Origin of the sequence: Halorubrum sp. ARQ200 (assembly GCF_005435115.1) — an archaeon.
GTDB classification, from domain to species: Archaea; Halobacteriota; Halobacteria; order Halobacteriales; family Haloferacaceae; genus Halorubrum; species Halorubrum tropicale.
Map to the genome: position 1 here is coordinate 62,339 of NZ_SGTZ01000012.1, position 26,323 is coordinate 88,661.

Annotated in this window: 32 protein-coding genes and 1 tRNA gene; 20 read left to right on the top strand and 13 right to left on the bottom strand. The window is 69.1% G+C overall.

Annotated features, from left to right (window positions below; translation table 11 throughout):
* The first annotated feature begins 130 nt into the window (after positions 1 to 130).
* Positions 131 to 1,042: a 1,4-dihydroxy-2-naphthoyl-CoA synthase gene (locus EXE50_RS13290; RefSeq protein ID WP_137705293.1), complete on the top strand. Its 912-nt coding sequence runs from the start codon at positions 131 to 133 to the stop codon at positions 1,040 to 1,042.
* A 90-nt stretch (positions 1,043 to 1,132) separates the two neighbouring features.
* Positions 1,133 to 1,576: a CBS domain-containing protein gene (locus EXE50_RS13295; protein WP_053770866.1), complete on the top strand. Its 444-nt coding sequence runs from the start codon at positions 1,133 to 1,135 to the stop codon at positions 1,574 to 1,576.
* 20 nt (positions 1,577 to 1,596) lie between these two features.
* On the opposite strand, the gene EXE50_RS13300 is transcribed toward EXE50_RS13295, so the two are convergent.
* Positions 1,597 to 3,885 carry a nitric-oxide reductase large subunit gene (locus EXE50_RS13300; protein ID WP_137705294.1) on the bottom strand — a complete coding sequence of 763 codons (2,289 nt, stop codon included), beginning with the start codon at positions 3,883 to 3,885 and terminating at the stop codon, positions 1,597 to 1,599.
* Between the two features lie 241 nt (positions 3,886 to 4,126).
* On the opposite strand from EXE50_RS13300, the gene EXE50_RS13305 reads away from it, so the two are divergent.
* Both EXE50_RS13305 and EXE50_RS13310 read left to right on the top strand, forming a co-directional pair.
* The gene (locus EXE50_RS13305) at positions 4,127 to 4,579 is read left to right on the top strand and encodes a MoaD/ThiS family protein (protein ID WP_137705295.1); all 453 of its coding nucleotides are present in this window, start codon (positions 4,127 to 4,129) and stop codon (positions 4,577 to 4,579) included.
* Positions 4,580 to 4,636: 57 nt separating this feature from the next.
* Complete coding sequence (locus tag EXE50_RS13310) at positions 4,637 to 4,855, top strand: hypothetical protein (RefSeq protein WP_053770867.1); 219 nt, start codon at positions 4,637 to 4,639, stop codon at positions 4,853 to 4,855.
* Positions 4,856 to 5,144: 289 nt separating this feature from the next.
* Here the strand turns inward: EXE50_RS13310 and EXE50_RS13315 are convergent.
* From EXE50_RS13315 to EXE50_RS13330, 4 genes are all read right to left on the bottom strand, one after another.
* Positions 5,145 to 5,229 (bottom strand) — tRNA-Leu (locus EXE50_RS13315).
* Positions 5,230 to 5,274: 45 nt separating this feature from the next.
* Positions 5,275 to 5,631 carry a ferredoxin gene (locus EXE50_RS13320; protein WP_053770869.1) on the bottom strand — a complete coding sequence of 119 codons (357 nt, stop codon included), beginning with the start codon at positions 5,629 to 5,631 and terminating at the stop codon, positions 5,275 to 5,277.
* A 72-nt stretch (positions 5,632 to 5,703) separates the two neighbouring features.
* Complete coding sequence (locus tag EXE50_RS13325) at positions 5,704 to 5,943, bottom strand: hypothetical protein (RefSeq protein ID WP_137705296.1); 240 nt, start codon at positions 5,941 to 5,943, stop codon at positions 5,704 to 5,706.
* Positions 5,944 to 5,962: 19 nt separating this feature from the next.
* A complete protein-coding gene (locus EXE50_RS13330; protein ID WP_137705297.1) occupies positions 5,963 to 6,421 on the bottom strand; it encodes a DUF5796 family protein in 459 nt (152 codons plus the stop codon).
* 158 nt (positions 6,422 to 6,579) lie between these two features.
* Between EXE50_RS13330 and EXE50_RS13335 the strand changes: the two genes are divergently transcribed.
* The 7 genes from EXE50_RS13335 to EXE50_RS13365 all read left to right on the top strand — a co-directional run bounded on the left by EXE50_RS13335 (position 6,580) and on the right by EXE50_RS13365 (position 11,230).
* Positions 6,580 to 7,938 (top strand): hypothetical protein, encoded by a 1,359-nt coding sequence (locus EXE50_RS13335; protein WP_053770872.1) that lies wholly within the window; start codon positions 6,580 to 6,582, stop codon positions 7,936 to 7,938.
* Positions 7,935 to 8,396: a hypothetical protein gene (locus tag EXE50_RS13340; RefSeq protein ID WP_053770873.1), complete on the top strand. Its 462-nt coding sequence runs from the start codon at positions 7,935 to 7,937 to the stop codon at positions 8,394 to 8,396. The genes EXE50_RS13335 and EXE50_RS13340 overlap by 4 nt, the downstream gene beginning before the upstream one ends.
* Positions 8,393 to 9,022 (top strand): hypothetical protein, encoded by a 630-nt coding sequence (locus tag EXE50_RS13345; protein WP_053770874.1) that lies wholly within the window; start codon positions 8,393 to 8,395, stop codon positions 9,020 to 9,022. Before EXE50_RS13340 ends, EXE50_RS13345 begins: the two co-directional genes overlap by 4 nt.
* A gap of 97 nt (positions 9,023 to 9,119) precedes the next feature.
* Entirely contained in the window at positions 9,120 to 10,013 is an 894-nt protein-coding gene (locus EXE50_RS13350) for a shikimate kinase (protein WP_053770875.1), read from the top strand.
* 22 nt (positions 10,014 to 10,035) lie between these two features.
* Entirely contained in the window at positions 10,036 to 10,329 is a 294-nt protein-coding gene (locus EXE50_RS13355; RefSeq protein WP_004596730.1) for a chorismate mutase, read from the top strand.
* Positions 10,330 to 10,573: 244 nt separating this feature from the next.
* Positions 10,574 to 10,804 carry a hypothetical protein gene (locus EXE50_RS13360; protein WP_053770876.1) on the top strand — a complete coding sequence of 77 codons (231 nt, stop codon included), beginning with the start codon at positions 10,574 to 10,576 and terminating at the stop codon, positions 10,802 to 10,804.
* A 9-nt stretch (positions 10,805 to 10,813) separates the two neighbouring features.
* The gene (locus EXE50_RS13365; protein ID WP_053770877.1) at positions 10,814 to 11,230 is read left to right on the top strand and encodes a PIN domain-containing protein; all 417 of its coding nucleotides are present in this window, start codon (positions 10,814 to 10,816) and stop codon (positions 11,228 to 11,230) included.
* A 171-nt stretch (positions 11,231 to 11,401) separates the two neighbouring features.
* On the opposite strand, the gene EXE50_RS13370 is transcribed toward EXE50_RS13365, so the two are convergent.
* From EXE50_RS13370 to EXE50_RS13395, 6 genes are all read right to left on the bottom strand, one after another.
* Positions 11,402 to 11,755, bottom strand: coding sequence for a type II toxin-antitoxin system PemK/MazF family toxin (locus EXE50_RS13370; RefSeq protein ID WP_053770878.1), 354 nt, complete (start codon positions 11,753 to 11,755; stop codon positions 11,402 to 11,404).
* Positions 11,748 to 11,984 carry a hypothetical protein gene (locus EXE50_RS13375; protein WP_137705298.1) on the bottom strand — a complete coding sequence of 79 codons (237 nt, stop codon included), beginning with the start codon at positions 11,982 to 11,984 and terminating at the stop codon, positions 11,748 to 11,750. Before EXE50_RS13375 ends, EXE50_RS13370 begins: the two co-directional genes overlap by 8 nt.
* Positions 11,985 to 12,143: 159 nt before the next feature.
* Entirely contained in the window at positions 12,144 to 12,728 is a 585-nt protein-coding gene (locus tag EXE50_RS13380; RefSeq protein WP_137705299.1) for an isoprenylcysteine carboxylmethyltransferase family protein, read from the bottom strand.
* Between the two features lie 78 nt (positions 12,729 to 12,806).
* Positions 12,807 to 13,199 carry a CopG family ribbon-helix-helix protein gene (locus EXE50_RS13385; RefSeq protein WP_053770881.1) on the bottom strand — a complete coding sequence of 131 codons (393 nt, stop codon included), beginning with the start codon at positions 13,197 to 13,199 and terminating at the stop codon, positions 12,807 to 12,809.
* A 50-nt stretch (positions 13,200 to 13,249) separates the two neighbouring features.
* A complete protein-coding gene (locus tag EXE50_RS13390; RefSeq protein ID WP_137705300.1) occupies positions 13,250 to 14,410 on the bottom strand; it encodes an acyl-CoA dehydrogenase family protein in 1,161 nt (386 codons plus the stop codon).
* A gap of 179 nt (positions 14,411 to 14,589) precedes the next feature.
* Positions 14,590 to 15,810, bottom strand: coding sequence for a mandelate racemase/muconate lactonizing enzyme family protein (locus EXE50_RS13395; RefSeq protein WP_137705301.1), 1,221 nt, complete (start codon positions 15,808 to 15,810; stop codon positions 14,590 to 14,592).
* Between the two features lie 224 nt (positions 15,811 to 16,034).
* Here EXE50_RS13395 and EXE50_RS13400 point away from each other — a divergent pair, with 224 nt between their 5' ends.
* From EXE50_RS13400 to EXE50_RS13435, 8 genes are all read left to right on the top strand, one after another.
* Positions 16,035 to 17,354 (top strand): DUF362 domain-containing protein, encoded by a 1,320-nt coding sequence (locus tag EXE50_RS13400; RefSeq protein WP_053770884.1) that lies wholly within the window; start codon positions 16,035 to 16,037, stop codon positions 17,352 to 17,354.
* A 98-nt stretch (positions 17,355 to 17,452) separates the two neighbouring features.
* Complete coding sequence (locus EXE50_RS13405; RefSeq protein ID WP_053770885.1) at positions 17,453 to 18,241, top strand: SDR family oxidoreductase; 789 nt, start codon at positions 17,453 to 17,455, stop codon at positions 18,239 to 18,241.
* Positions 18,238 to 18,585 (top strand): cupin domain-containing protein, encoded by a 348-nt coding sequence (locus EXE50_RS13410; RefSeq protein ID WP_053770886.1) that lies wholly within the window; start codon positions 18,238 to 18,240, stop codon positions 18,583 to 18,585. The genes EXE50_RS13405 and EXE50_RS13410 overlap by 4 nt, the downstream gene beginning before the upstream one ends.
* A gap of 21 nt (positions 18,586 to 18,606) precedes the next feature.
* Positions 18,607 to 19,428: a fumarylacetoacetate hydrolase family protein gene (locus EXE50_RS13415; protein ID WP_053770887.1), complete on the top strand. Its 822-nt coding sequence runs from the start codon at positions 18,607 to 18,609 to the stop codon at positions 19,426 to 19,428.
* Positions 19,429 to 19,479: 51 nt separating this feature from the next.
* The gene (locus EXE50_RS13420) at positions 19,480 to 19,908 is read left to right on the top strand and encodes a universal stress protein (RefSeq protein ID WP_137705302.1); all 429 of its coding nucleotides are present in this window, start codon (positions 19,480 to 19,482) and stop codon (positions 19,906 to 19,908) included.
* A gap of 173 nt (positions 19,909 to 20,081) precedes the next feature.
* Positions 20,082 to 21,173, top strand: a complete 1,092-nt coding sequence (locus EXE50_RS13425) for a TAXI family TRAP transporter solute-binding subunit (protein ID WP_053770889.1) — start codon at positions 20,082 to 20,084, stop codon at positions 21,171 to 21,173.
* A gap of 154 nt (positions 21,174 to 21,327) precedes the next feature.
* Positions 21,328 to 23,319: a TRAP transporter fused permease subunit gene (locus EXE50_RS13430; protein ID WP_137705303.1), complete on the top strand. Its 1,992-nt coding sequence runs from the start codon at positions 21,328 to 21,330 to the stop codon at positions 23,317 to 23,319.
* Positions 23,316 to 23,549, top strand: coding sequence for a hypothetical protein (locus EXE50_RS13435; RefSeq protein ID WP_053770891.1), 234 nt, complete (start codon positions 23,316 to 23,318; stop codon positions 23,547 to 23,549). The genes EXE50_RS13430 and EXE50_RS13435 overlap by 4 nt, the downstream gene beginning before the upstream one ends.
* Positions 23,550 to 23,798: 249 nt before the next feature.
* On the opposite strand, the gene EXE50_RS13440 is transcribed toward EXE50_RS13435, so the two are convergent.
* Positions 23,799 to 24,704 carry a heavy-metal-associated domain-containing protein gene (locus tag EXE50_RS13440; protein ID WP_137705304.1) on the bottom strand — a complete coding sequence of 302 codons (906 nt, stop codon included), beginning with the start codon at positions 24,702 to 24,704 and terminating at the stop codon, positions 23,799 to 23,801.
* Between the two features lie 82 nt (positions 24,705 to 24,786).
* Positions 24,787 to 25,656: a CheF family chemotaxis protein gene (locus tag EXE50_RS13445; RefSeq protein ID WP_053770893.1), complete on the bottom strand. Its 870-nt coding sequence runs from the start codon at positions 25,654 to 25,656 to the stop codon at positions 24,787 to 24,789.
* Positions 25,657 to 25,888: 232 nt separating this feature from the next.
* Here EXE50_RS13445 and fer point away from each other — a divergent pair, with 232 nt between their 5' ends.
* Complete coding sequence (gene fer, locus EXE50_RS13450; RefSeq protein WP_049931604.1) at positions 25,889 to 26,278, top strand: ferredoxin Fer; 390 nt, start codon at positions 25,889 to 25,891, stop codon at positions 26,276 to 26,278.
* The last annotated feature ends 45 nt before the right edge of the window (positions 26,279 to 26,323 follow it).

Below are 26,323 nucleotides of genomic sequence, written 5' to 3' on the forward strand. Positions count from 1 at the left end.
CCGGCGTCCGTCCCAGACCCTGGCAGCGGCTCCCCGTCGTCGACGCGGCGCGCGAGGAATCGCCTCTCTGACGGACCCTTCTCCTTCCGATTCGGCGCCGTTTATGAGCGCCCCGGACGTACGGGCTCGCATGGTCTCGGAGATATTCGATCCCGACGCGTGGGAGCCCGTCACCGACGAGTTCGACGACATCACCTACCACCACGCCGTCGACGTCCCCGCGGTCCGGATCGCCTTCGACCGCCCCGCGGTCCGCAACGCCTTCCGGCCCGGGACGGTCGACGAGCTGTACGCCGCGCTCGACCACGCCCGCAAGCAGGCCGACGTGGGCACCGTCCTCCTCACCGGGAACGGCCCCTCCGAGAAGGACGGCGGCTGGGCGTTCTGTTCCGGCGGCGACCAGTCCGTCCGGGGCGGCTCCGGCTACGAGTACCGCGACGACGACGAGGCGGGCGACGACGACGACGACCTCGTCCGGGAGGCGCGCGCGGGCCGGCTCCACATCCTCGAAGTCCAGCGGCTGATCCGATTCATGCCGAAGCCCGTGGTCGCGGTCGTCCCCGGCTGGGCGGTCGGCGGGGGCCACTCGCTGCACGTCGTCTGCGACATGACCCTCGCCAGCGCGGAGCACGCGCAGTTCCTCCAGACCGACCCCGACGTGGGATCGTTCGACGGCGGGTTCGGCTCCGCGTACCTCGCGAAGCAGATCGGGCAAAAGAAGGCCCGAGAGGTGTTCTTCCGAGGCAAGACCTACTCCGCCGAGGAGGCCGCGGACATGGGGATGGTCAACGAGGTCGTCCCGCACGAGGAGCTGGAGGACGTGGCCGTAGAGTGGGCCGACGAGATGACCCGGAAGTCGCCGACCGCGATGCGGATGCTGAAGTACGCGTTCAACATGGCCGACGACGGCATGGTCGGCCAGCAGGTGTTCGCGGGCGAGGCGACGCGGCTCGCCTATATGACCGAAGAGGCGCAGGAGGGCCGCGACGCCTTCCTGGAGGGCCGCGAGCCGCAGTTCCGCGACTACCCCTGGCACTACTGACGAATGGACAGAGACGCGGCCGCTCGCGCGATGACCCTCGGGGCGGCCGCCCCAGTCACCTACAAGTACCCCGCCGCGGTACCGCTACCCATGCTGGTCGAGGAAGTGATGACGACGGACCTCGTGACCTGTGACGTCGGCGCCACGGTCCGGGACGCCACGGAGTCGATGCTCCGCAACCGGATCGGCAGCGTCGTCGTCACGGACGGCGGGACGCCCGCCGGGATCCTCACCGAAAGCGACGTCCTCCACGCCGGGTACGTCACCGACGACCCCCTGTCTTCGATCCCGGTTCGGGAGGCCGCGAGCGCCCCGCTCGTCACCGTTCGGCCGAGCGCGACCCTCCGGAGCGCGACCGAGCGCATGCGCTCGGAGGGCGTCAAGAAGCTCGTCGTCGTCGACGGCGTGACGCCCGAGGGGATCGTCACCACGCAGGACATCGTCGACAACTACGCCGGGATCCGCCGGGAGGTCCGCGACCTCGCGACGGACGCGACCGGGTGGTCGGAGCGGTCCGACCGGCTCCGCGACTGAGGACCGCCGGTTAGGTGCCCTCAGTCGTCGTCGCCGACGATCCCCTCCGCGACCGCCATGTCCTCGACCGCGGGGTCGTCCTCCGACGCGCGGAGGACGAACCGCTTGCGGATCAGGTCGGCGACGTAGATGGCCGTCCCGGCGATGATCAGCGTGTCGCCGAGGAGCCGCGCCCAGAACAGCGTCTGGACGATGTCGCGCTCGTAGAAGCCGAGGCTGCGGGCCGCGGCGTAGCTCTCGGTGAACGCGACGTCGAGCTGGAGGAAGCCGACGGGCAGCACGGAGACGAACACCATCAGCGCGAGCCCGACGTTCCAGCACCAGAACGACGCGCGGAGCCACGAGGCGTCCCAGCGGTCGGGGTCGATCGACAGCTGGAGCATGTACGTCACCATGCCGAGCGCGAGGAACCCGAACGCGCCGAACATCGCGGCGTGCGCGTGCCCGACCGTGAGGTAGGTGCCGTGCTCGTAGTAGTTGATCAGCGGGAGGTTGATGAAGAAGCCGAGGACGCCGGCCCCGACGAAGTTCCAGACCCCGCTGGCGACGATGAACATGAACGGCAGTTTGTACGGGAAGCCGGTCTCGCTCATCGCGCGGTACTGCCCGATGGCCTCGTAGAGGATGAAGATCAAAGGCAGCAGCTCCAGCGTCGAGAAGACGCTGCCGATCGGCACCCAGTAGTCGGGCATTCCGATCCACCAGTAGTGGTGCGAGACGCCGATGACGCCGGTGCCCATCACCAAGAGCGCCTGGAGCATGACCGCCTTCTCCGCGCTGCGGCGCGATAGCAGGTTCATCGAGACGAGGGTGAGCCCGATGATGGCGACGATGAAGAACTCGAAGGCCCCCTCGACCCACATGTGGACGACCCACCAGCGCCAGAACTCCGTGACGGCGATGTTGGTCGACGGCGTGAACATGAAGCCGGCGACGAACAGCAGGGTGATCGACCCGCCCGCGTAGAGGATCATGTGCGCGAGCCCGTAGATCGGCTCGCGGTCTAAGAGCGGCTTGAGTCCGCGGATCGCGAGGACCGCCCAGAGGACGAACCCGGCGAGCAGGCCGACCTGCCACACCTTCCCGACCTCGAGGTATTCGAGCCCCTCGTTGCCGAGCAGCCACCAGAGTTCGCCCGGGAGGTAGCCGTTCGCGCCGAGCCAGATGCCGCCCATGCCGCCGACCACGACGACGACGAGCGCGCCGAGCAGGACGCTCACGTACGTCCCCTGTCGCTTCGGCTCGTGGCCGGTGAGCAGCGGCGGGAGGAACAGCCCGGCGCCGAGCCACGTCGACGCGATCCATAAGATTCCGAGGTCGATGTGCCACGTCTTCGCGATGGAGAAGGGGAGCAACTGGAGGATGTGGACCCCGAAGATCCGTTCGATCCCGAAGAAGCCGGCCCGCTCGATGTAGAAGTGCGCGAGCAGGCCGCCCAGGAGTACCTGCGCGAGGAACAGCCCCGCCGCGATGGGGATGAACCGGAGGGCGGCGCGCTGGCTCGGGAAGACGCTCACGTCGCCCGGCTCGGGGACCGAGATCCCCTCCGCGGTCGGCTCCGGCAGCTTCACCGACTTGTACAGCAGGATCGCCGCGCCCGCGGCGCCGACGAGCAGCACCATGGCGATGACGCTCCAGATCATCGCCGACCCGGTGGCGTCGTTGCCGGCGCCGGGCGCGTACGGCCACTCGTTGGTGTACGAGTGGTCGGCGTTCGGGCGGTCGGTGTGCGAGAACCACGCGGTCCACAGCGCGAAGTCGGCGAAGTCCTCCGCCCCCTCCGCGGACTCGATCATCCCGACGGGGACGCCGCGGTCGTGGTCGCCCTCGTGATAGCGCTCGACGTACGTCTCGCGCACCCGCTCGTGGGCGTACAGCTCCGCCGCGGAGTACTCCACCACGTCGCCGCCGTCGTGCGACGCGTCCAGTTCCTCGCGCACGAGCGCGTCGACCCGCGACCGCTCCCCGGCATCGAGCGACTCGTACGCCGCGCCGTACTCGGCGTCGGCGTAGTATTCGCGCATGTACTCCGTCTTCAACTCCAGCGTCTCGGCGGTGTAGTCCTCGCCGTAGTACGCCCCGTTGCCGAGGATCGACCCGTGGTTCATCAGCCCGTACTGCTGGAACGCCGCCTTGCCGTCCTGGACCTCGGCCGCCGTGACGACCGTCTCGCCGTCGGGCCCGACGACCTCGTCGGGTATCGGCGGCGCCTCCTGGTACGCGAACCACGCCCCGGCGCCCATCACGGCGAGGTTCAACAGGAACGCCGCGACGATCACCTTCGCTATCGTCTTTCTCGTGAGTCGCATGGGCGAGCGTACCGCCGGGACGCCCTATGCGCTTAGCGGCAACATGTTCGGTCGCGTTCCCGACGCCCGAAACCGTCGTAGTCGGTCGGTTTTAGACGTGGTCACCGGCGCATCGCGAAACTCCCGGCCGCGCTCCGCGCGTTCGAGGGGCGCAGCCGGCCGACTCCGCTCGCCGACGGGCCGGACGCCCGCGAACATGTTCGCGACCCGTCTTACACGGCCTTGCGGCGTATCGTCGAGTATGTCCCAGACCACCGAGACGGCGGAGTCGCCCCCGGCCGACGCGGACGCGAGCGGCGCGGACGGGGCGACGGCGACGGCGACCGAGGCGGAGACGACCGTCACCGTGCGGTGTACCGGCCACGTGCGCACCGAACTCGACGTGTACGAGTTCGAGTACACCTTCGCGGGCGACACGCTCCGCGCGCTCTTAGACGAGCTGTTCGAGGAGTACCCCCAGCTTCAGGACATGCTGATCGCCGAGACGGAGGAGGACGCGACCCACAGCGGCTGGGCGCCCGCGCCCGACGAACTCCCCGGCACGTGGACGAAGAACCCGGTCGGCGAGCAGACGACGACCTACGCCCGGATCCTCGTCAACGGCCACTTCAACGAGAACGAGAACGGCTTCGACACGAAGTTGGAGGAGGGCGACCGCGTCGCTCTGGTGTACCCGTTCATGTTCTGCTGTTAGCTCGCCGCCCCGGCCGCCGTCGGTGCGCTTTTTGGGCCGCCGCCGGTATCCGGACCTATGTACGCGGCCCTCTACCGACTCGGAATCGGTGCGTACCTGCTGTGGCTCCTGTTGACCGTCCTGCTAATTCTCGGGCGGTACACCCCGGTGCCGTCGTTTCAGGTCGTTCACCTCGGCGTCGTCGTCGGCGCCGCCGTCCTGACGCTGATCGGCGCCGCCCGACTGCTTCGGAAGGGGTACGGCCGCGCGACGCGACTGCTCAACGAGCGGTCGTGAGTCGGCGTCGCGCTCTCGCCGCAGGAGCGCGGGGGACGGGATTCGAACCACGGTCGCTCCCGTTCGCTCGCCGCGGCGCGGCTCGCTCACCTCCCGCTCCCTGGTTCGAATCTCTTCCTAATCAGACACCTGCGGCTCGCGGAGTGCTCGCCGCAGGAGTGCGGGGGAAAGGATTCGAACCACGGTCGCTCCCGTTCGCTCGCCGCGGCGCGGCTCGCTCACCTCTCGCTCCCTAGTTCGAATCTCTTCTGCTCCTAGTGCTGTCGCTCACGTATTGTTCGCGACAGCATGCGGGGGAAGGGATTCGAACCCTCGAACCTCTACAGGAGCGGATCTTAAGTCCGCCGCTTTTGGCCAGGCTCAGCCACCCCCGCGCGGGTCCCGCTATCCGCGGCGAGGTGAAACCCCTTTCGGAAGTCCTACCAGTCGACCGACAGCGTCCCGTCGCCGTGCGGGTCCGGCGCGATCTCCTCGTCGGTGCGGCGGTCGACGACGTGGATCACGCCCGCGTCCTTCTTCGCGGGACACGCCTCGGCCGCGCGGACGTTCTCTTCGAGGTCCTCCTCGCCGATGTAGTACGCCTCGGGCTTCGCCATCCCGCTCACCACGTCCATGACCCAGTTGTCCGCGACCTCGGCGCACTTGCCCGCCCCGAAACACTTGTTCGCCTCGAAGACGATCTTGTACGGCTTCTCGTCGATCGGCGGTCCCTCGCCGCCGATGTCGCTGGCGCGGAGCACCTCGTCGCCGCCGTCGGTCTCGGCCTCGTCGCTCATGTCGCTCCTTCGGCGGTCGCGGGCCTTTCGTCTGTCGGTCGTTCCCGCTCGTTCGGATCGAGGCGACGGGCGTCAGCCGTCCGTGTGCTCCGCGAGCAGGCGCTCGGTGTGCTCGAGCGAGTCGGCCAGCTCCCACCGGACCTTCGCGGCGTCGCCGTACGCCAGCGCCTCCTTCAGCTCGTCGCGGAGGACGCCGGTGCCGAACCCGACCGTGTCGCCGTCGGCGTCGCCGAACTCGTACAGCGCGTAGCGGCTCGGCGCGCTCCCGACGGTCGAGCGGTCGAGGTCGCGCCAGGGCTTCGCGAGGCTCACGGCGTCGCCCTCGCTCCCGTCACCGGTGCGCGTCGAGGCCGTCCTCGGGGCCCGCGACGATCTCGTAGCTCCCCTCTGTCCAGCCGTCCTCGACGAAGACGAACACGCGCCCGCCGGCGATCTCGGGGTCGGCGACGACCTCGTTGCGCTGGCCCTCGCGACCGACGATCACGCCGGGGAACACCTCGTCACGCTCGCCGTCCTCAACGATGACGCGGCCGACGCCGGACTCCTCCAATATCTCGTCGTCGGTCTTGTAGTCGTTGACGTACGTCATCACGCCCTCCGTCTCCGTGGGGTCGGTGACGAGGACGTGGGTCTCCTTGCCGGGGCCGGCGGTCACCGACCCCTCGGCGGACTCGGGGACGCCCCGGTAGAGGGTCGTTCGGCCGTCGAGGTACTCGACGACGACGCCCTCCTCGCGGAGGTCGACGCCGATCGAGGTCGGCGGCACGTCGCTGCGTGATGGCGCGGACATACGCGACGCTCGGAGTGCCGGCCTCAAAAGGGACGCGCTCGGGCCTCGCGCCGACGCGCGCCCGTCGACGAACCGCCCCGAACGCCGCGCGGTGGGGCGGCCTCAGCCGCGAGAATCGGCGTACCACATTTAAGTTCCTGCCGCGGGGAGTGCGTGGCATGCAACGGACGCGACGGGCGCTTCTCGGGGTCGGCGTCGCCCTCGCCGGGACCGCCGGGTGTCTCGGCGTCGAGGGCGTCCAGTACCCCGACGCCGCCGCGGGCGACGGGGGCGACCCCGTCGGCGACCCGCCCGAAGACGGCCCTCCCGACGACCCGCCCGAGCAGACCGACGGCGGCCCGCCGGACGCCAACGCCGCGCTGGCGACGGCGACGCGCGCGGTCGTCGACGACGCGGTGTGGTTCGCGACCGAGTACCCGGCGGCGGTCGCGACCTACCGCGACGCGATAGCCGACGCGGTCGCGACGGTCCGCTCGGTCCGCGCGACCGTCGACGAGGAGGCGGCGATCGCGACCGAACAAGTCGACGCGGTCGCGGCCGCGGGCGAGACCGCCGCCGACCGCGCGGCCGCGGCGCTCGAACCCCACTTCTCGCCCGGCCCGCGGATCCGCGCCCGCGTCGACCGCCACGTCGCGGTCCTGCGGGAGTTCGCCCCGCGCAACGACGTCGACCGCGCGCTGGAGGAGCTCGACCGCATGCGCCGCGACCTCGCGAGCGTCGGGACCTCCATCTACGTCGAGGAGGAGTTCTCTCGGGACCCGATCTACAACCGGCTGTTCCGCCGACTGCTGGCGCCGCTCCCGCCCGAGGACCCCGAGCGCGGCCGCGTCACGGGCGGCACGCTCGTCGAGCTCGCTGTCGCGAGCCGCGACTTCTCGACGTACGCGCACCGACCCTACGACCGCGACGGGGTCGACCGCGACCGGATCCCGCGCATCTACGGCGACGCGTTCGACTCCGAGCGGCAGCGGGAGCTCCGCGCTCGTCTCGGCCCGATCCCCCAGCCGGAGGACCGCGTCGAGGAGCTGTTCGTCGCGTACGCGCGGCGGCCGCCGCTGGGGACCCGCCGCCGGGAGGCGTTCGAGGGGTGGCCCCGCGAACTCGACGGCGTCCCGGTCCACGTCCAGCGCTACCCGGACGCCGAGACCGCCGAGGCGCGGCTCTCGACGGCCCTCGACGAGGGGGCGACAGAGGGCCGCGCGCCGGTCGATCCCGAGGCGACGCTCGCCGGGTCCGACTTCAGCGGGAACGCGTCCGCGGACGGAAACGCCACCGAGAGCGGAAACGCCTCCGACGCGGACGGCGAGACCGACGACGGCCCGACGGCCTGGCACCGCTTCTACCACCGCGAGGCGGAGGGCGAGCGGTACGGCTTCGACGAGCATGCCGGCGTCCAGTACGGCTACCTCGTCCGGGCGGGCGAGTTCCTGCTCGCGACCGGCTTCTCGGGCGACGCGTGGGAGGAGCGGACCGGGTGGCACGGTCGCCTGCGGCACGGGTGGGTGACCGGCGCGTGAACGCGAAACAGATCGGTCTCGTCGCCGCCGTGTTCGGCCTGGTCGGCGTCGGCGTCGGCATCGTCGGCGCGGCCGCGACGGGCTGGGCGGAGGCGGCGCTCGCGACCGCCGCGACCGGCGAGACGGCGCGGTTCGGCCCCGTGTTCGTCGCGCAGTCCTACCTCGCCGCGACCGCGACCGTCCTCGTTTCCGCCGTCCCGCTGGCCGGCGTCCTCGGCGTCCTCATCGGGTCCCGCGCCCGCGGCGTCGGCTCCGCGGCGACGACCTGCGGGCTCGGGACGGGCCTCGGTGCGCTGGCGTACGGGCTGATCGCGGTCACGGTGATCGTGGTCTCGCAGGGCGACGCCGCCGCACAGGCGCACGGCCTCGTCGACGCCGTCGTCCCGACGCTCGCGACCGCGTTCGTCGCCGGCGCCGTCGGCGCGTCGACCGGCGTCCTCGGGACGGTGATGCGATGACCGCCGACTTCGGTCGGCCCGGCTCCGGCGACGACGGCCGGCCGGACAGACCGATCCGACGCGCGTCGCGGCGAGGCGTCCTCGCGGTCGGCGCCGCCGGACTCCTGGCCGGCTGCCTCGTCACGTCGGAGGAGGAGGGCTCGGACGCCCGGCAGACGGGCGACGGTGCGAACGGGAGCGACGCAGACGGCGACGGGGACGAAAGCGGGTCCGGCGGCGACGCTGGAAGCGACGGGGACGCGTCCGAAGACGCGTCGACCCCGGACGAGGTCGGTCCCGACGGCTCCGGGCTCGTCGTGACCGACGCGACCGTCCGCGAGGTGACGGAAGGCGGCGGGTGGACCAGAGTTCGGGCCCGCCTGACCGTCCGGAACGCCGGCCGGTTCGAGTACGGGACCGTCGAGTTCCGCGCCGACGCGTACGCCGTCAGACCGGGCACGGACGAGCGCGAGGCGGTCGGCTTCGGCTACGTCACGCGCCGCTTCTCCCCGGACGACCGGTTCGGGGAGGGCCGCTCGCGGTCGTTCGACGTGACGATCCGCTTCGAGAGCGACGAGACGCCGGTCCGTCCCGAGCGCGACCGGTACGCCGTCGACGCGGCGGTGCGGCGCGCGGAGCCGCTCTGACGCGACCCCGATCGTGGCCGCTGTTTCCGGTCCGCTCTCGGCAGAGAGACTCGCCGTGATCGCTACCTCTTTGTCCGCGGTCGCGAGCCGTGAACCCATGGAGGGACAGGCGGCGGCGCTCGGCGCCGGGACCGTGTTGAACGCGCTCGCGACCGGCACGGGCGCGGCGTTCGGCCTCGACGTCGAGACGCGCGCGACGGTCGAGCTGGACCCCGCGGCCGACGGCGTGGAGGGCGAGATAGCCGAGGACGCCGCCGCCGACACCGACCTGATCGAGCGCTGCGTCGCGCTCGCGACCGACCGCTGGGGCGACGGCGAGGGCGGCCGCGTCCGGACCGACAGCGACGTGCCGCTGGCGGCGGGTCTAAAGAGCTCCAGCGCGGCCGCCAACGCGGCCGTCCTCGCGACCTGCGACGCGCTCGGGCTCGCGGTCGGCGACGATCCGGACGACCCCGCGGTCGACGTCACCCGCCTCGCGGCCTGCCGGCTCGGCGTGCGCGCGGCCCGCGAGGCCGGCGTCACGGTCACGGGCGCGTTCGATGACGCGACCGCGTCGATGCTCGGCGGCGTCACCGTTACCGACAACGGCGCCGACGAGCTGCGCCGTCGCGAGGCGGTCGACTGGGACGCCCTCGTCTGGACCCCGCCCGAGCGGGCCTACTCGGCCGACGCCGACGTGGCGCGCTGCGAGGCCGTCGCGCCGATGGCGGACCTCGTCGCCGACCTCGCGCTCGACGGCCGGTACGGCGAGGCGATGACGGTGAACGGGCTGGCGTTCTCGGCCGCACTCGGCTTCGACGCCGACCCCGCGGTCGAGGCGATGCCCCACGCGACCGCGGTGTCGCTGTCGGGGACCGGCCCGAGCGTCGTCGCCGTCGCGGCCCCCGACGACCCCGAGACCGACCTCGACGCGGTCGCCGACGCTTGGGGCGACCGCCCCGGAACGCTGCGACGATCGGCGACCAGAAACGACGGCGCGGCCGTCGAGTGACCACACCACTACCCCACTACCAATGAGCGACACACCCAACGCGGAGGACCGGAGCCTCGACGAACTGCGACACGAGATCGAGGACATCGACCGCGAGATAGTCGAGCTGATCGCCCGCCGGACGTACGTCGCCGACACCGTGGCGGCCGTGAAGGAGGAGCGCGACCTGCCGACGACCGACGAGGGGCAGGAGGAGCGGGTGATGGAGCGCGCCGGCGAGAACGCCGAGCGCTTCGACGTGGACGCCAACCTGGTGAAGGCCATCTTCCGGCTACTGATCGAGTTGAACAAAGTTGAACAAAGAGAGAGTCGGTGAGGCCGAATACACGCACCTCAGGCGCTCTAACTTCTAATTAGTCATCTGAAGTTCGGTTCTGAGGCGTTCTTCGCGTTCGATCAGAGTCGGTGAGCAGCCGGAAGACCGGATACTGATCCGTATCGCATACGTTCCAATAACACTCCGTTCAGTCTCGATAAGACGAACACCGCGAAGCTATCGGTCAGTTCTTACTGCGTCTCGACCCAAAGACACAATATTCTGTGTACGCATAGTTTCCTGTATGCCGAGTATCACCGTCAACGTCGATGACGATCTGAAAGACCGAATGGAGCAACATCCAGAGATCAACTGGAGCGAGGTCACCCGACAGGCTATTCAGGACAAGATCGAGACGCTCGACGTGATGGACGAACTCACGTCCGGGAGTGAACTCACCGAGAGCGATGTCGCGGAGATCGCCAATAAAATCAACGCGAGCGCACGCGACCGCGTGGAAGAGGAATCGGAGTAGCCTCGACGAATGAAGCTGGTCGTCGATGCCAACGTCGTCATCTCCGCACTCATCGCTGACTCGAAAACCCGTGAACATATTGTCACACTCGAACCCGACCTACTGACACCCGAATTCGTCTACGACGAGATCGAGAACTACACAGAGTTGATCGTCCAGAAGTCCGGCATGAGTCCAGAGCGAGTCGCCCAGTTTATCGACCTCCTGTTTCAGTACATAGAGGTCGTTCCCGCCCAAGAGTTCTATCCGCACATCGAAGAGGCCGAAGCAGCGATCGGTGAAACAGATCCCGACGACGTGCTATATGTCGCGTGCGCCCTGGCAGAGGACGCGGCAGTCTGGAGTGATGATACTGATTTCGACGAACAGACTCACGTCGAGACGTATTCGACGAGCGACGTGATCGACTCGTTCGACACACGTTAGCCGATCGGAACGCCCTAAAACAGCGGAGACCTATTTATATACGACACCAATACACACCCTCTGTATTCCGATTTCTGTGGTATTGGGCGCGTGATTAGACACTATTTTCACGAGAATCTATCATGAATTTCAGCCACCTGAACAAAGTTGAACAAAGAGAGAGCCGGTAGCTCAGTCGAGGCCGAGACTCAGCTGTAACGCCTCGTCGACTTCAGCCATCGTAGGTCCGTCGAGTGAACCGACGACCGAGTGAACCCGTTCCGGAACCGAGACGGTTCGAAGCTGGTCGAGCCGGACTGACGAATTCTTTTCGAGCGGTGACCCGTCCGCCTCGACGAACACCTCGAACGGATAGTCGCGGTAGGTCCCCGTGACGGGCGCGACAATGGTCGTACTGGAGTTCCGGTTTCCGATATCGTTTTGAACGACCACGGCCGGGCGCGTCTTCTTCATCCCCTGTCCCTCGGCGGGGTCGAGTCGAACGATTACCACATCGCCCCGTCGCACGTCCGTGCCGTCACTCATCGAGGCGTTCCCACGCTTCGTCGGACGTTTCGCTCCACTCCGCGGCGAGCGCCTCCGCGCTCTCGGAGGCCTCCCGATAGGCGGCTGCCAGCTCGTCGTCGTCCGGCTTGTCGGACTCGACCTCGACGACGGCGACGGTGACGCGCTTGTTCGCGTACTCGGTGCCGAGGTAGACTCGACCCCGGTCGTCCGTCTCCTTCGTTTTGAGGTCTCTCGCGTCGACTTTCATCGACGAATGGTACGGACCCACCGCTGATATGTGTTGCCCACTATTACCCACGAATTTCCCCGTAGCGGGTATAGGTGTATTATGGATTTCAGCTACCTGAGCGAGGCGGAGCGGCGGGAGAATCGGGAAGCGGCTCGGCGTGTCGGACCGGTGTCGGGGTTAGTCGTCGCCGAACGCGCGCGTGAGCGTCCTGACGCCGACGAACCGGGGGACGCGCTCGCAGTACTCGTCGTAGGCGTCCCCGTAGACCTCGCGGAGCCAGGCTTCCTCGGCGAGCACCTGGAGCACGGTGACGACGGCGAATTCGACGGTCAACACACCGACGAGCGGGGAGTTCGCGAGGACGGCGTACGTCGCGAACAGAAGGACGTAGCCGACGTTCTGGGGGTTGCGGGTGTACCGATAGAGGCCGTCGGTCCGGAGCTCGTCTTTGCGCCCTTCGGTCGCCTCCTCCCCGAGGTCGACGGCGGACCTGCCGAGAACCCCGAACGCGACCAGCGCGCCGACGGCGCCGACGCCGAGGTGCCACGGGGCCGCGAGCGGGCCGGCGTTCCAGTTGAGGACGCCAGTCGCGAACACCGCGGGCAACAGCGGGCGGCTGAACGCGAGGTAGACCCGGCGCTTCCGGTCGTCGTCGCCCGCGGGCCAGAGCCGACGCTCGGGCGCGAGCAGGGAGGCGACCATCAGCGCCGACAGCCCGAGGAGGCAGCCCGCCGCGGCGGCGAACGCGACGAGTACGAGCATCGAGTCTAATTGACGAACCGACAGGTATCAAATCCACGGTCCGGCCGGTTCCGCGCTGGAGGCCCGGAAACTCCGAAGTCAATCGCCGTCCCGGATCATCATCACCTTCACGCGGCGAACGGCGTCGAAGTCGCGCAGCCGGTACGTCAGTTCCCGGACGCGGGCGGCGTCGCCGCGGCAGAACAGGGACTCGAGACACCACTCTCCTTGGTGCGTGTGACTCGTGTTGAGGATGACGTCCTGGTACTCGTGTTGGACGCCGTGGAGCTCCCGGATCACCTCGTGGTGACGGTAGTCGAAGCCGAGGAGCGCGACGACCTCGCCCGCCGTGTCTTCGAGCCGCGCGTGCGACTCGACGTACTCCCGCATCGCCTCCCGGACCGCCCGCGACCGGTTCTCGATCCCTTCGTCCCGCCACGTCCGGTCGAACTCCTCGATCAACCCCTCGGGGACGTTGAAACTCGTTCGCATCACCTCGTCGTCGGGCCCGCGGGCACAAGAGGGTCGGTATGCCGGTCCGCTTACTGATACGCCTGGATCCCGGTGAGGTCCTCGCCGAGGATCAGGGTGTGGATGTCGTGGGTGCCCTCGTAGGTGTACACCGTCTCCATGTTCGCCATGTGGCGCATCGGCGAGTAGTCGGCTGTGATCCCGTTGCCGCCGAGCATCTCCCGGGCGATCCGCGACTGGTCGCGGGCCATCCGAACGTTGTTACGCTTGGCCATCGAGACGTGCTGCGGCCGCATCTCGCCGGCCTCCTTGAGGTCCGCGAGCCGGTGAGCGAGCAGCTGGGCGAGCGTGATCTGCGTCGCCATCTCCGCGAGCTTCTCCTGTTGCATCTGGAAGCCGCCGATCGGCTTCCCGAACTGCTCGCGGTCGGTGGCGTACTCGCGCGCGACCTCGAAGCAGTCCCGCGCGGCGCCGACCGCGCCCCACGCGATGCCGTAGCGGGCCTGCGTCAGACACGACAGCGGGCCCTTCATGCCCTCAACGCCGGGGAGGCGGTTCTCGGCCGGGACGCGGACGTTCTGGAGGCTGATCTCGCCCGTGATCGACGCCCGGAGGCTGAGCTTCTCGTCGATCTCGTTCGTCGTGACGCCGTCGCGGTCGGTCTCGACGAGGAAGCCGCGGACCGGCGTCCCCTCCTCGCCGTGGTCCTTCGCCCACACGACCGCGACGTCGGCGATCGGGGAGTTCGTGATCCACGTCTTCGAGCCGTTCAGGACGTACCCGTCGCCGTCCGGTTCGGCCATCGTCTCCATCGCGGAGGGGTTCGACCCGTGCTCCGGCTCCGTGAGCCCGAAGCAGCCGACCGCGTCGCCGGTGCCGAGCCGCGGGAGCCACTCCTCCTTCTGCTCGTCGCTGCCGAAGGCGTGGATCGGGTACATCACCAGCGCCCCCTGGACGCTCGCCATCGAGCGGAGCCCGGAGTCGCACGCCTCGAGTTCGCGCATCAGCAGGCCGTACGCCGTCTCGCTGACGCCCGGCAGGCCGTACCCGTCGAGGTTCGGCGCGTAAAAGCCCATCTCGCCCATCTTCGGGATCAGTTCCGTGGGGAACGTGCCCTCGATCCAGTGGTCTCCCATGTCCGGGACCTCCCCCTCGACGAACGACCGCGCGGAGTCGACGAGCAGCCGCTCTTCCTCTGACAGCGTCGACTCCATGTCGAAGTAATCAAGCATACGATCGCTTGCGATCCCACGGATAAATAAGTATAGTTGTGTCCGCTCAGCGACCAAAACCGCCGATTTCGCCGTCGAGTGAGCCGGCCGCGACGCCGAAACCGCCGCCGGGCGGAGCCCCCGGAAGCGGGCCGGCGATCACCCGGGACCCCAGTCGGCGAGCGCCCCCTCGCGGCGCCTCAGTCCCAGCCGTCCGTCCCGTCGAGCAGGTGCTCCTCGACGACGGCCTCGTCGAGCTCGATCCCGAGCCCGGGCCCCTCCGGCACCGCGATGCGGCCGTCCTCGATCAGCGGCTCGTCGCGCGCCAGTAGGTCGTCCCACCAGTCGACCTCCAGCGCGTGGTACTCCAGCAGGTCGAAGTTCGGCGTGGCGGCGCCGAGGTGGACGCAGGCCATCGTCCCGACCGGGCTACAGACGTTGTGCGGGGACAGCGGCACGTAGTTCTCCTCGGCGCGGTCGGCGATCCGCATCGTCTCCGTGAGCCCGCCGACGGTCGTCGGGTCGGGGGTAACGATGTCGACGCCGTGGTCGTAGATCAGGTCCGACAGCTCGAACACGCGGAAGCGGTTCTCGCCGGTCGCGACCGGCGTCCGCGTCGCCTTCGTCACCTCCTTTTGCGCCTCCATGTTCTCGGGCGGGACGAGGTCTTCGAGCCACATCAGGTCGAACTCCTCCAACTCGTGGGCGAGCCGCTTCGCGCTCTCGACGGAGTAGTCCCAGTGGCAGTCGAACGCGAGGTCGACGTCGTACCCGATCTCGTCGCGCACGGCCGCGACGATCTCCTTTTTCTCCCGGATCGCCGCGTTCGTCAGGCGCCCGTTGTACGGGTCGTTCTCGTTGTCCGCGGGGAGGTCGAGGTCGAACTTCAGCGCGGAGAAGCCCATGTCGGTGACGCGCGCGGCCTCGGCGGCGTACGCCTCGGGCGAGTACGCCTCCGCGTCGGCGTAGGCGGTCGCGCCGTCCTCGACCGCGTACGCCTCGCCGGCGTGGCAGTCGCAGTAGAGCCGAACCTCGTCGCGGTACTTCGAGCCGAGCAGCTGGTAGACCGGGAGCCCGAGGATCTTCCCGGCGGCGTCCAGGAGCGCGATCTCGATGCCCGACGCCGCGGTGACGACCTTCCCGGTCGTACCGCCGTGGCCCGACATCTCCTGGAAGATGTACCGCACGAGCCGCCCCGCGTCGAGCGGATTCTCGCCGACGAGGAACCGGTTCGTGTAGTCGACGAGCTCCGGGATCCCGCCGCCGCGGTACGCCTCACCGATCCCGGTGACGCCGGCGTCGGTCTCGACTTTGATCAGGTTCCACTCGAAGTTCCCCTCGACGACGCAGGCGTCGAGGCCGGTGATCCGTACGTCTCGGTCCGGGTCGCGGGTGTCGATCTGGTCTGAGTAGTCTCGCATGTGTGGTGGTGGTAGCGGTCTCGAACGCGGGGCGGCGGAAGCTCGCTGGCGCCTCGGGGTCGGCCGTCCGCACGTGTGCTGCGGCGTCACACGGCTACAAGTAGAACGCTGTATCGGCAATGCTCTCGGTCGAGACGGCCCGGGCGGAACCGGATACCGTCCCGGGCGATCCGGCGGCGATCCGCCACCGGCAGCTTTTGTATCGGCGCCGCGAGGGGCCCCGTATGGAGTTCCCCGAGCGAGCCGACGTCGACGGACTCATCGACCCGCAGCCGCTTCCGGAGTTCGCGCGGGTGCGGTACGAGCCGCGGACGGAGCGCCTCGACGACCCCGTCGGGGCCGCGCGCGAGTCGCTCGGCGCGCTCGACCTCGACGGTCTCTCCGCGGGCGCGACCGTGGCGGTCGGGGTGGGCAGCCGCGGGATCGACCGCATCGACGAGGTCGCGGCGGGGGTCGTCGACCGCCTCGACGAGCGGGGCTTCGACCCGGTCGTCGTGCCCGCGATGGGCAGTCACGGCGGCGCGACGCCCGAGGGACAGCGCGAGGTGCTGGCGGCGCTCGGCGTCACCGAGGAGTCCGTCGGCGCGCCGATCGACGCGCGCATGGCGGCGGCGGAGCTGGCGACCGTGTCCGTCGGCGACGCCGAGACGCCGGTGTACTTCGCCGAGGCGGCGCTCGAAGCGGACGCGGCCCTGGTGGTGAACCGCGTGAAGGCCCACACCAATTTCACCGGGCCGATCGAGAGCGGGCTCGCGAAGATGACTGTCGTCGGGCTCGGCAAGCAGCGCGGCGCGAAGACGTTCCACTCGACGGCGATCGCCGAGGGGTACGTCGAGACGCTGGCGGCGGCGCTCGACGTCATCGAGGAGGAGACTCCGATCGTCGGCGGCGTCGCCCTCGTCGAGAACTTCGAGGAGGAGATCGGCCACGTCGAGGGCGTCCCGGCGGGCTCGTTCCTTGACCGCGAGCCGGCGCTGCTGGAGCGCGCCTACGAGGAGATGCCGACGCTGCCGGTCGACGACGTCGACCTCCTGGTCGTCGACGAGATCGGCAAGGAGATCTCGGGCGCCGGCATGGACACGAACGTCATCGGTCGGTACCGCGTCCTCAACGCGCCCGACCCCGAGACGCCCGACATCGACCTCATCTACGTCCGGGGACTCACCGAGGCGACGAAGGGGAACGGCAACGGGATCGGGCTGGCGGACCTCACCCGGCGGGCCGCGGTCGACCAGCTGGACCTGACGAAGTCGTACGCGAACGCGCTCACGAGCGGCTCGCTCGCGAAGTCGAAGCTCCCCGTGGTCGCGCCCGACGACGAGTTCGCGCTCCGGACCGCGGCGGCCGCGCTGGGGGCGTACGACCCGGAGAGCGCCCGGATCGTGTGGATCCGGAACACGCAGGAGCTCGGCGAGTTCCGCGTCTCCGACGCCCTGATCGAGGACCTCCCCGAAGCCGCGGTCGTGACCGGCCGCGAGACGGTGACGTTCGACGCGGGGACGGCGGGATTCGAGCCGGCGAGCGACGGCGACGCGGACCCGTAGCGCTCGCGTCGACCGGTCGAACCCGCCGCGTCGCCGCCTGAGACCGCCCGGTTGCCTGTAGGCAAACGTTTTCACGCCGTACTCGGGATCGGTGAGACATGGACCTACAGATCGACGGCAACGCGGCGCTCGTCACCGCATCGTCCAGCGGGCTCGGCAAGGCATCGGCGAAGGCGCTCGCACGCGAGGGCGTCGACGTCGTCATCAACGGCCGCGACGAGGGGCGGCTGGGGGACGCGAAAGCCGAGGTCGAGGCCGTCGCGACCGGCGAGGTCGTCGCCCACTCGGCGGACCTGACCGACGCCGACGAGGTCGCGGCGCTCGTGGAAGCGACCGTCGACGAGTTCGGCACGATCGACCACCTCGTGACGAGCGCCGGCGGCCCGCCCTCCGGCGCGTTCCTCGACACCGACGACGAGGACTGGCAGCACGCCTACGACCTGCTCGTGATGAGCGTCGTCCGACTGGCGCGGGAGTCGTATCCGTACCTCAAGGAGGGCGACGGCGGCACTATCGTCAACGTGACCTCCCGCAGCGTCAAGGAGGCCATCGACAGCCTCGTGCTGTCGAACTCCGTGCGGATGAGCGTCATCGGTCTGGAGAAGACGCTCTCGAAGGAGTTCGCCCCGGAGGTACGCGCGAACGCGGTCCTGCCGGGCCCCCACGAGACGAGCCGAATCCGGGACCTCGTCGAGGCCGCCGTCGAGCGCGGCGACTACGACTCCTACGAGGAGGGGCTCGACGACTGGGCACAGAACCCGCTCGAACGCATCGGCGACCCGATGGAGCTCGGCAACACCGTCGCCTTCCTCTCGTCGCCGAAGTCGGGGTACGTCAACGGCACCGCCCTCCCGATCGACGGCGGCTCCACCGGAGCGAACCTATGAAGCCGGTGGCGTTCGACGAGGCGGAGACGTACGAGCCCGACGAGGGCTGGCGCCGCGTCTCGATGGCGGGCAGCGACCGGTTCTCCTTCGAGTGGTTCGAGAAGCCGCCGGGCCACAGCTCCCCGATGCACGACCACGAGAACGAGCAGGTGTGCCTCTGCCTGGAGGGCGAGCTCACTGTCGTCTCCGAGGACGACGAGGTCACGCTTCAGAAGAACGACTCGGTCCTCTTAGAGGCCAACGAGCCCCACAGGGTCGAGAACACCGGCGACGAGCGCGCGGTCGGCCTCGACGTGTTCGCGCCCGGGCGCTCGTTCGACTTCTGGACGGACCGGGAGGAGTGAGATGAACGGAGCCACCCCGCGATGAAGTACCTCGCGCGCACGGCGACCGGCGAGCCGCTGCTCGGCGACGACGAGGGGTACGTCCCGCTCGACGCCGTCGAGCCCGACCTGAGGAGTGTCCGCGACGCGCTTCCCCGGGCGGCCGCGGGCGACCTGGGAGACCCGGCCGACGCGCCGGCGGACCCCGTCCCGGCAGCGGACGTGTCGTTCGGCGCGCCCCTGGAGTCGTTCGGGAAGCTCTGGGGGGTCGGCCTGAACTACGAGGCGCACGCCGGGGACCTCGACGAGCAGCGCCCCGACGAGCCGGCGAGCTTCATGAAGCCGCGGTCGGTCTTGGCGGGCCCCGGCGGCCCGATCCGGCTGCCCCCGGAGTCGCAGAGCGAGCGGGTGACCGCCGAGGCCGAACTGGCGGTCGTGATGGGGCGGACGTGTCGGAACGTCGCCGAGGGCGACGTCGACGACGTGATCGCGGGCTTCCTCCCCGTGATCGACATGACCGCCGAGGACGTGCTCCGGCGGAACCCGCGCTTCCTCACGCGGGCGAAGAGCTACGACACGTTCCTCGTCCCCGGCGCCGCGCTCGCGGTGCCCGACGGCCCGGTCGACCTCGACGGGCTCTCCGTGCGGACGGAGGTCAACGGGGAGGTGCGGGCCGAAAACGAGGTCCGGAACATGCTGTTCCCGCCGGCGGAGATCGTCTCGTTCCACTCCGACGTGATGACGCTGGAGCCCGGCGACCTGTTCAGCACCGGGACGCCCGGCGCGGCGCCCATCGACCCCGGCGACGAGGTGCGGGCGGTCGTCGAGTCCGTCGGGTCCGTCACCGCGCCGGTGACGCGGTAGGCCGGCGAGCCGGCGGCTACTTTTATTACCTGCATTCGGGTAGTGGCGGATATGTACCGAGTACTGCTACCGGTCGGCGGAGAGACCGAACACGCGCCGGCCGCCGCGGACGCGGTCGCGTCGCTTCCGAACGCCGCCGAGGAGGTCGAGGCGGTGCTGCTCAACGTCTACGAGGGGTTCGAGGTCAGCGGCGAGGGCGGCCGCGTCGACTCCGAGGACGTGTGGAACGAGGAGAACTTCCCCGAGGCCGTCGCGGCCGTCGAGGCGCGCTTGGAGGCGGCCGAGGTGGCGACGTCGAAGCGGCGCGAGCACGGCGAGCCCGCGGAGACGATCATCGAGGTCGCCGAGGAACTCGACATCGACAACATCACGATGAGCGGGCGTCGGCGGAGCCCGACCGGCAAGATGCTGTTCGGGAGCACGACGCAGTCGGTGCTGCTCGCGGCCGACCGACCGGTGACGGTCATCCTCGACGAGTAACCGGCGCCGGCACCGGGGTCCCGACCAGTGATCGGATCCGATGTCGCCGGCCTCGAATGGTAACCTGTTCCGGTGACGTGTTTGCTGACGACCATTATAATGAATATTCATTTGAGTTGAACTGAAATAAACAGACACATTGTTAATGATCGACTGGGAGTACTCGGTTGAGTATGTCCGAGAACTCAATCGATCGGCGGAAGTTCCTGTACGGTACCGGCGCGGTAGGCATCACCGGACTCGCCGGCTGTTCCGGCGGCGGGGACGGCGGCGACGGGGGAGACGGCTCCGACGGCGGCGACGGGGGCGACGGCGGCAGCCAGGACCTCTCGCTGCGCGTCGGCACGTCGGCCGGCGGGACGCAGGACGTCGGCCTCGCGGTCGAGCGCGCGGTGAGCCAGGAGAGCGACACGCTGAGCTACTCGACCATCGAGAGCCCGGGATACATCGGGACGATCCGCCGGATGGCGAACAACCAGTTCAACGCCGGCATCACCGACAACAACTCGCTGTCGAAGGCGCTCAGCGAGACGGGCGCGTTCGCGGAACAGCCCGTCGAGCGCATCCCGCAGTACGGCTTCTACGCGTTCCCGTACAGCATCTACGTCATCGCCCGCGACGGCACGGGGATCGAGACGTTCGACGACCTGGCCGGCGCGAACGTCTATCCGGCCGAGCCGGGGTACTCGACGCGCGCGACGACGCTCGACGTCTGGTCGCAGGACCCGACGGCCGACGTCTTCGACCAGATGAACATCCAGAACATGGGCGTCGACTCCGCGCCCGGGGCGATGGAGGAGGGGACCATCGACGCCAGCATCGCGTACGGGACGCCCGGCGTGCGGTACACCGGCTTCGTCCAGGAGATCGCCTCCCGGGTCGACATCCACTACGTCGAGCCGACCGACGCGCTCATTGAGTCCGCCGAGTCGTACGACGGGGCCGGCACCGGCACCACGAGCTACGACGACTGGTCCATCGCGGGCACCGACATCGGCACGGACGAGGTGTTCCACTGGAACCTGGAGGTGAACTACACGTTCAACCCCGAGGCGAACCCCGACGCCGTCTACGAGCTGTGCCGCGTCGTCGACGAGCACAACGACACCGTCAACGAGGGCGAGGCGCAGTTCAACGACTTCGAGTCGACCGCCGACATGCTCGCCTCCGCCCGCGAGAACATCCCGGTCCACCGCGGCGCCGTCCAGTACTACCGGGACAACGACGCCTGGGACGACAGCCTGACCGAAGGCGAAAGCCCCTAATCGGTCGGTAACCGGGCTTTCGCTCCGTTCGCCGCGGTGTACCGATCAGTAATTTAAAATCATCAAATACGCAACCGACAACTCAGACACCAACTATGACACTATCACTCACGTCCGGGCGACCGACCATCCGCTCCGCGGTACATCCGCGCCAATGAGTACGGAAACGGCCTCGGCGGACTCCGAGTCCGGACTCCTTCGGGGGCTCGACATCACCGTCACGGGGGCGGCGCTGCTGTTCTGGGCCGGCGTCCTCTACTGGGCGCAGACGCAGGCGATCTCGCAGGTGCGGTTCGCGACCGCGTTCGTCGGCGGCATCCTGACCGTGTACGCGCTCAACGAGACGCGGCTCGCCATCTCGGACGGCGACTGGATCGACGGCGCCGTGCTGATCCCCGCGTCGCTCGCGCTGATGACCGCGTCGGCGTTCTTCGCGATCAACTTCCAGGACGTGTACCTCCAGCGGCAGGGGTACGCGCTCGAACACGAGTACATGCTCGCGCGGCTGGTGATCCTCTCGCTGATGTACCTCACGTGGCGCGAGTTCGGCAACGTGTTCCTCGGGCTCGTCTTCGCCGTGTTCGGGTACGCGATGTTCGGGAACCTCGTGCCCGGCGTGTTGGGCCACGCGGGGATGAACCAGGCGACGCTGCTCCAGGCGACGGTCACCGACCTGTACGGGTTCTACGGGAGCCTCACGCAGATCACGGCCTCGTGGATCGCGCCGTTCCTGCTGTACGCCGGGCTGCTGTTCGCGTACGGCGCGTTCGACCTGATCCTGCGCGTCGCCATCGTGGCCGCGAAGTACATCGAGTCCGGGATCGCCCAGACCGCCGTGCTCTCCTCGGCGGTCATCGGCTCCATCAACGGATCGTACACCGCCAACGCCGCGATGACGGGGTCGTTCACCATCCCGACGATGCAGGAGGCCGGGATGAAGGGCCACCGGGCGGCGGGCATCGAGGCGGTCGCCTCCACCTCCGGCCAGGTGCTGCCGCCCGTGATGGGGGCGTCCGCGTTCGTGATGGCCTCGTACCTCGGCGTCCCGTACCTCGACATCGTCGTCGCCGGCCTCGTCCCGGCCGCCATCTTGGTCGTCTCCATCTCCATCGCGGTCCACTACCTCGCCATCGCGGACTCCAGCAGCCAGGACATGGAGTTCTCCGAGTTCTTCGACGAGACGCTCTCGACCGAGAAGAAGGTGTTCGAGGCGGTCCGGTTCGGCGTCCCGTTCGGGATCCTCATCTACCTGCTCGGCATCGCGCAGTACACCGTGATGACCTCCGCGCTGTACACCGTGGTCGCGATGATGATCACGGGGACGCTCATGCCGCCGCTCCAGCGTGTCGTCGACAGTTCGGGCGTCAGTCCGGTCAGCGAACTCGTCACGCAGGTGAAAAACACCGTTCACGGGATCCGGCGCGGCGCGATCATCCTCGCGCCCATCGCGATCATCCTCGTCGTCATCAGCGGCGTCGTGAACCTCTTCAGCACGACCGGGATCCCGGCGAAGATCGCGCTGCTGCTCATCAACATCTCGGGCGGCGTGCTGCTGTTCGCGGTGCTGCTCGGGATGGGGGTCGCGATCCTGATGGGGGTCGGCATGCCGACCGTGGCCGCCTACGTCATCGTGGCCATCCTCATCGTGCCGACCTTCGTCTCCGACTTCAACGTCCCGGCCATCACCGCCCACTACACGATGTTCTACGCGGCGATCCTCGCGGGGATCACGCCGCCGGTGGCCACCGCGGCGGTGATAGCCGCGGGGATCGCGGAGGCCAACTTCTGGCGGACCTGCGGGGCGGCGATCCGGATCGCCGCGCCGCTTTTCATCCTGCCGGTCGCGTTCGTCTACAACCCGGGTCTGATCTCGATGGACGTCGGGATGAACACGCTGTACGTCGGGCTGCTCGTCCTGCTCGGCGCGGTCACGATCATCTACGGGCTGAACTACCCGTTCAAGATGCGCCCCGGTCGGAAGCTCGGCGCGCGCGCGCTGCTCGCGACGCTCGGCGTGCTGATCATGGTGTACCCGTGGAACGTCGCGAAAATCGCCGGCATCGCGGTCTTCGCGGCCGTGTTCGTCGCGGAGAAGGTGATGATCCGCGGTCTCACGCTGCCGTTCGGCAGGGGGGCGAGCCAATGAGCGACGACGACTCCCCCGAGGCGGTCGCCGAGCAGTCGGCACAGCAGGCCGGCGGGCTCGACGAGATCATTCCGGAGCCGCTGCTGCCGGTGTGGAACCAGGTGGAGAAGGTCCAGGCGTTCCGCCGGACGCACGGCTCGAAGTACGTCGGCGCGCTCGAACTGCTCACCGCCCTCGCGCTCACCGGCGGCTACGTCTGGTGGTTGCTCATCTACCTCGAACTGCTGTGAGGCCGCGGGCGGCCCCCGGCCGCCGCGACTATCCTTCTTCGCTCTCGTTCGACCGCCCGCCGCGATGTTGCCCTTGACCCGTCGACAGTGACTGCCTCCGCTCGTCGAACGGGCGTCCGCCTCGTCCGTGAACCGTCCGCTCGCTCGCACGGACGGGACGATTCCGAGCGTGCGCGAGAAACGGGCGACCGTCGAGCAACGTGAGGGCGAGAATGTTCCGCGAGGAAAACGCCGCGAGCGCGGACCGCGTCAGCGACCGCCGTCGGTCATCGCGATCGGCTCGTCGGCCGTCGCCTCCGCTGCCGCGTCGTCGCTCGACGCGGGGTCGGTCGCGGTGTCGGTGACGCCGAACTCCGTCCAGAGCGTGGCGACGACGACCGCGTACGCGACGAGGTCGTAGTGGACCGCGCCCTCGACGCCGGCGAACGCGACCAGCGTGCTGTACCCGTAGAGGGCGGCGACGCCCCCGACGAACGCAGCCTCGTTGGTGAACCGTCCGTCGCGCGCCGCGGCGACCGCGCGGCGGATCGCGGGCGCGCAAGCGACGAGGAACGCGAGCCCGGACAGCGCGCCGAGGTTGATGAAGAAGTGCGTCGTCATCGCCGAGTCGAGGATCGACTGAAGGTACTGGACAGTCACGGGGTCGTAGAACAGCCACTCCACCCGGGTCGGGTACAGCACCGCGATGTACGGCGTCGCGACCATCAGCCCGAAGAGGACCGCGACCGCCACGCGGGCCGACGCGAACTGCGCGGCCCGCCGCGCCTCGAACGCCTCGTCGCCGGGCGCGACGACGAGCCCGCACTCCGCCAACACCTCGCGGAGCGCCTCGCGCGACACCGACGGGTCGTGGTGGACGCCGACCGTCCCGTTGCGCCGGGTCGCCGAGGCGGCACTGACGCCGTCGACGTCGCGGAGGACCGCCTCCACCAGCCCCTCGCGCCGGTCGGTGTCGATCCCCTCGACGGAGAACGTGTCGTGGTCGTGGTCCGCCGGCACGCGGGCGACCCGCGGGCCCGATACGGCGGCGTCGCCCGCGGGCGCCTCGCCTCCGGGCGGGCCGCGCTCCCCGGCCGCGTCGGGGGCGTCGATTCCGCGTTCGCGGACCACGGCGTCGAGCGGCGTCTCGCCGCCGCGGTGGTCGTCGTCTCGCATGAGAGGTACCTACGGTTACACAAGCATGAAACTTCCCCCGCGGCGGCGGCGCGTTCGGCGGCCGACGCGCCGGCGACGCGCGTCAGGCGTTCACCGATTCGAGGTAGGAGCTCACGATCATCTGCCCCTTCCGGGTGAGCGCGGCCCCGCTCTCGCCGTCGGCGACGAGGTCGGCCTCCCGGAGCGTGTCGAGGATCATCGAGGTCTGGGTGACGTCGCCCGTGACCACGTCGGCGATGTTCGCCTCGCCGCCGGCGGAGTAGATCGACACGAGAATCTCCAGTTGCTCTTCGGTCGGGTCGAACGAGTCGAGGTCCTCCATGGCCTCGTCGTACTCGATCTTGATGTATCGGCCGAGGATGTTGAGCGCCCGCTCGTTCGGGACGGTCGCGATCGACGTGACCGTCTGTCCGTCGGTGACGTGGCGGAAGACGAGCGCCGGGCGCTTCGTGCCCCCGAGGGTGCGGTCGGTCCGCTCGTAGTCGATCACGGCGGAGAGGTCGACGACGAACGGCTCCGGGCAGTCCCTGAACCGTATCTCGCCGGGCGACACCGACACCGAAGCGCGGTGGTCGCCGGCGTCGGTGACGCGCCCGCCGACCTTCGCGGGGTGCCGAACGGTGACGGCGACGTTCCGCAACAGCACCTTGAACAGGAGCCGGGTGAACCGGTCCATGTCCTCGGCCTCGCCCTCCACGAGCGCCGAGCGCCGCGACCCGTCGCGGTCGTACGCGACGGTGACGCTGTCGTTGAAGAACGAGCGCAGGTCGCCCGGGACGCTCCCGACGACGACGTCGAACACCCGCGAGAGCGGGACCGTCTCCTTCCCGTCGTCCGTCGCGAGGACCATTCGCCGCTGGCTCAACAGGACGCGACCCGTCACCGGTTCGTCGGTCCCGAAACTCGCCGCGTGGACGCGGCCGACGAAGTCGGCGACGACGGACTCCTCCATCGGTGTCACCTGAGCGCTGTACGCTATTTATTGTTACTCACCCCGTATCAGTCGTGATAACGAGATGTCACCCGAGCGCCGCGGGCCGCCGGTCGAGCGGGACGGGCCGGGGGATCGGAGCGGCGGGACTCGCCGAACAGGACCGAATTTGTTCGGTCGACGGCGCCCGGTGCCGGGGTGGTCGGCTGGGGAACAGCAAAGCCTAATGACGTGGGCACCAAACCGTCAGGTGATGCCCACAGTAGAATACCTCAACTACGAAGTGCTCGACGACCACGGCTGGTCGATGGACGACGACAACCTCTTCGAGGAGGCCGCCGACGCGGGCCTCGACGAGGAGGACTACGGCACCCTCGAAGTGAACCAGGGCGAGTACATCCTCGAATCGGCCGAGGCGCAGGGCTACGACTGGCCCTTCTCGTGCCGCGCCGGCGCCTGCGCGAACTGCGCGTCCATCGTCAAGGAGGGCGACATCGAGATGGACATGCAGCAGATCCTCTCCGACGAGGAGGTCGAGGAGAAGAACGTCCGCCTCACCTGTATCGGCAGCCCGGCCACCGACGAGGTCAAGATCGTCTACAACGCGAAACACCTCGACTACCTGCAGAACCGCGTCATCTAAACAACAGCGTTCAACGCTCGTTAAACAGACGCGGCCCCTTCCAGG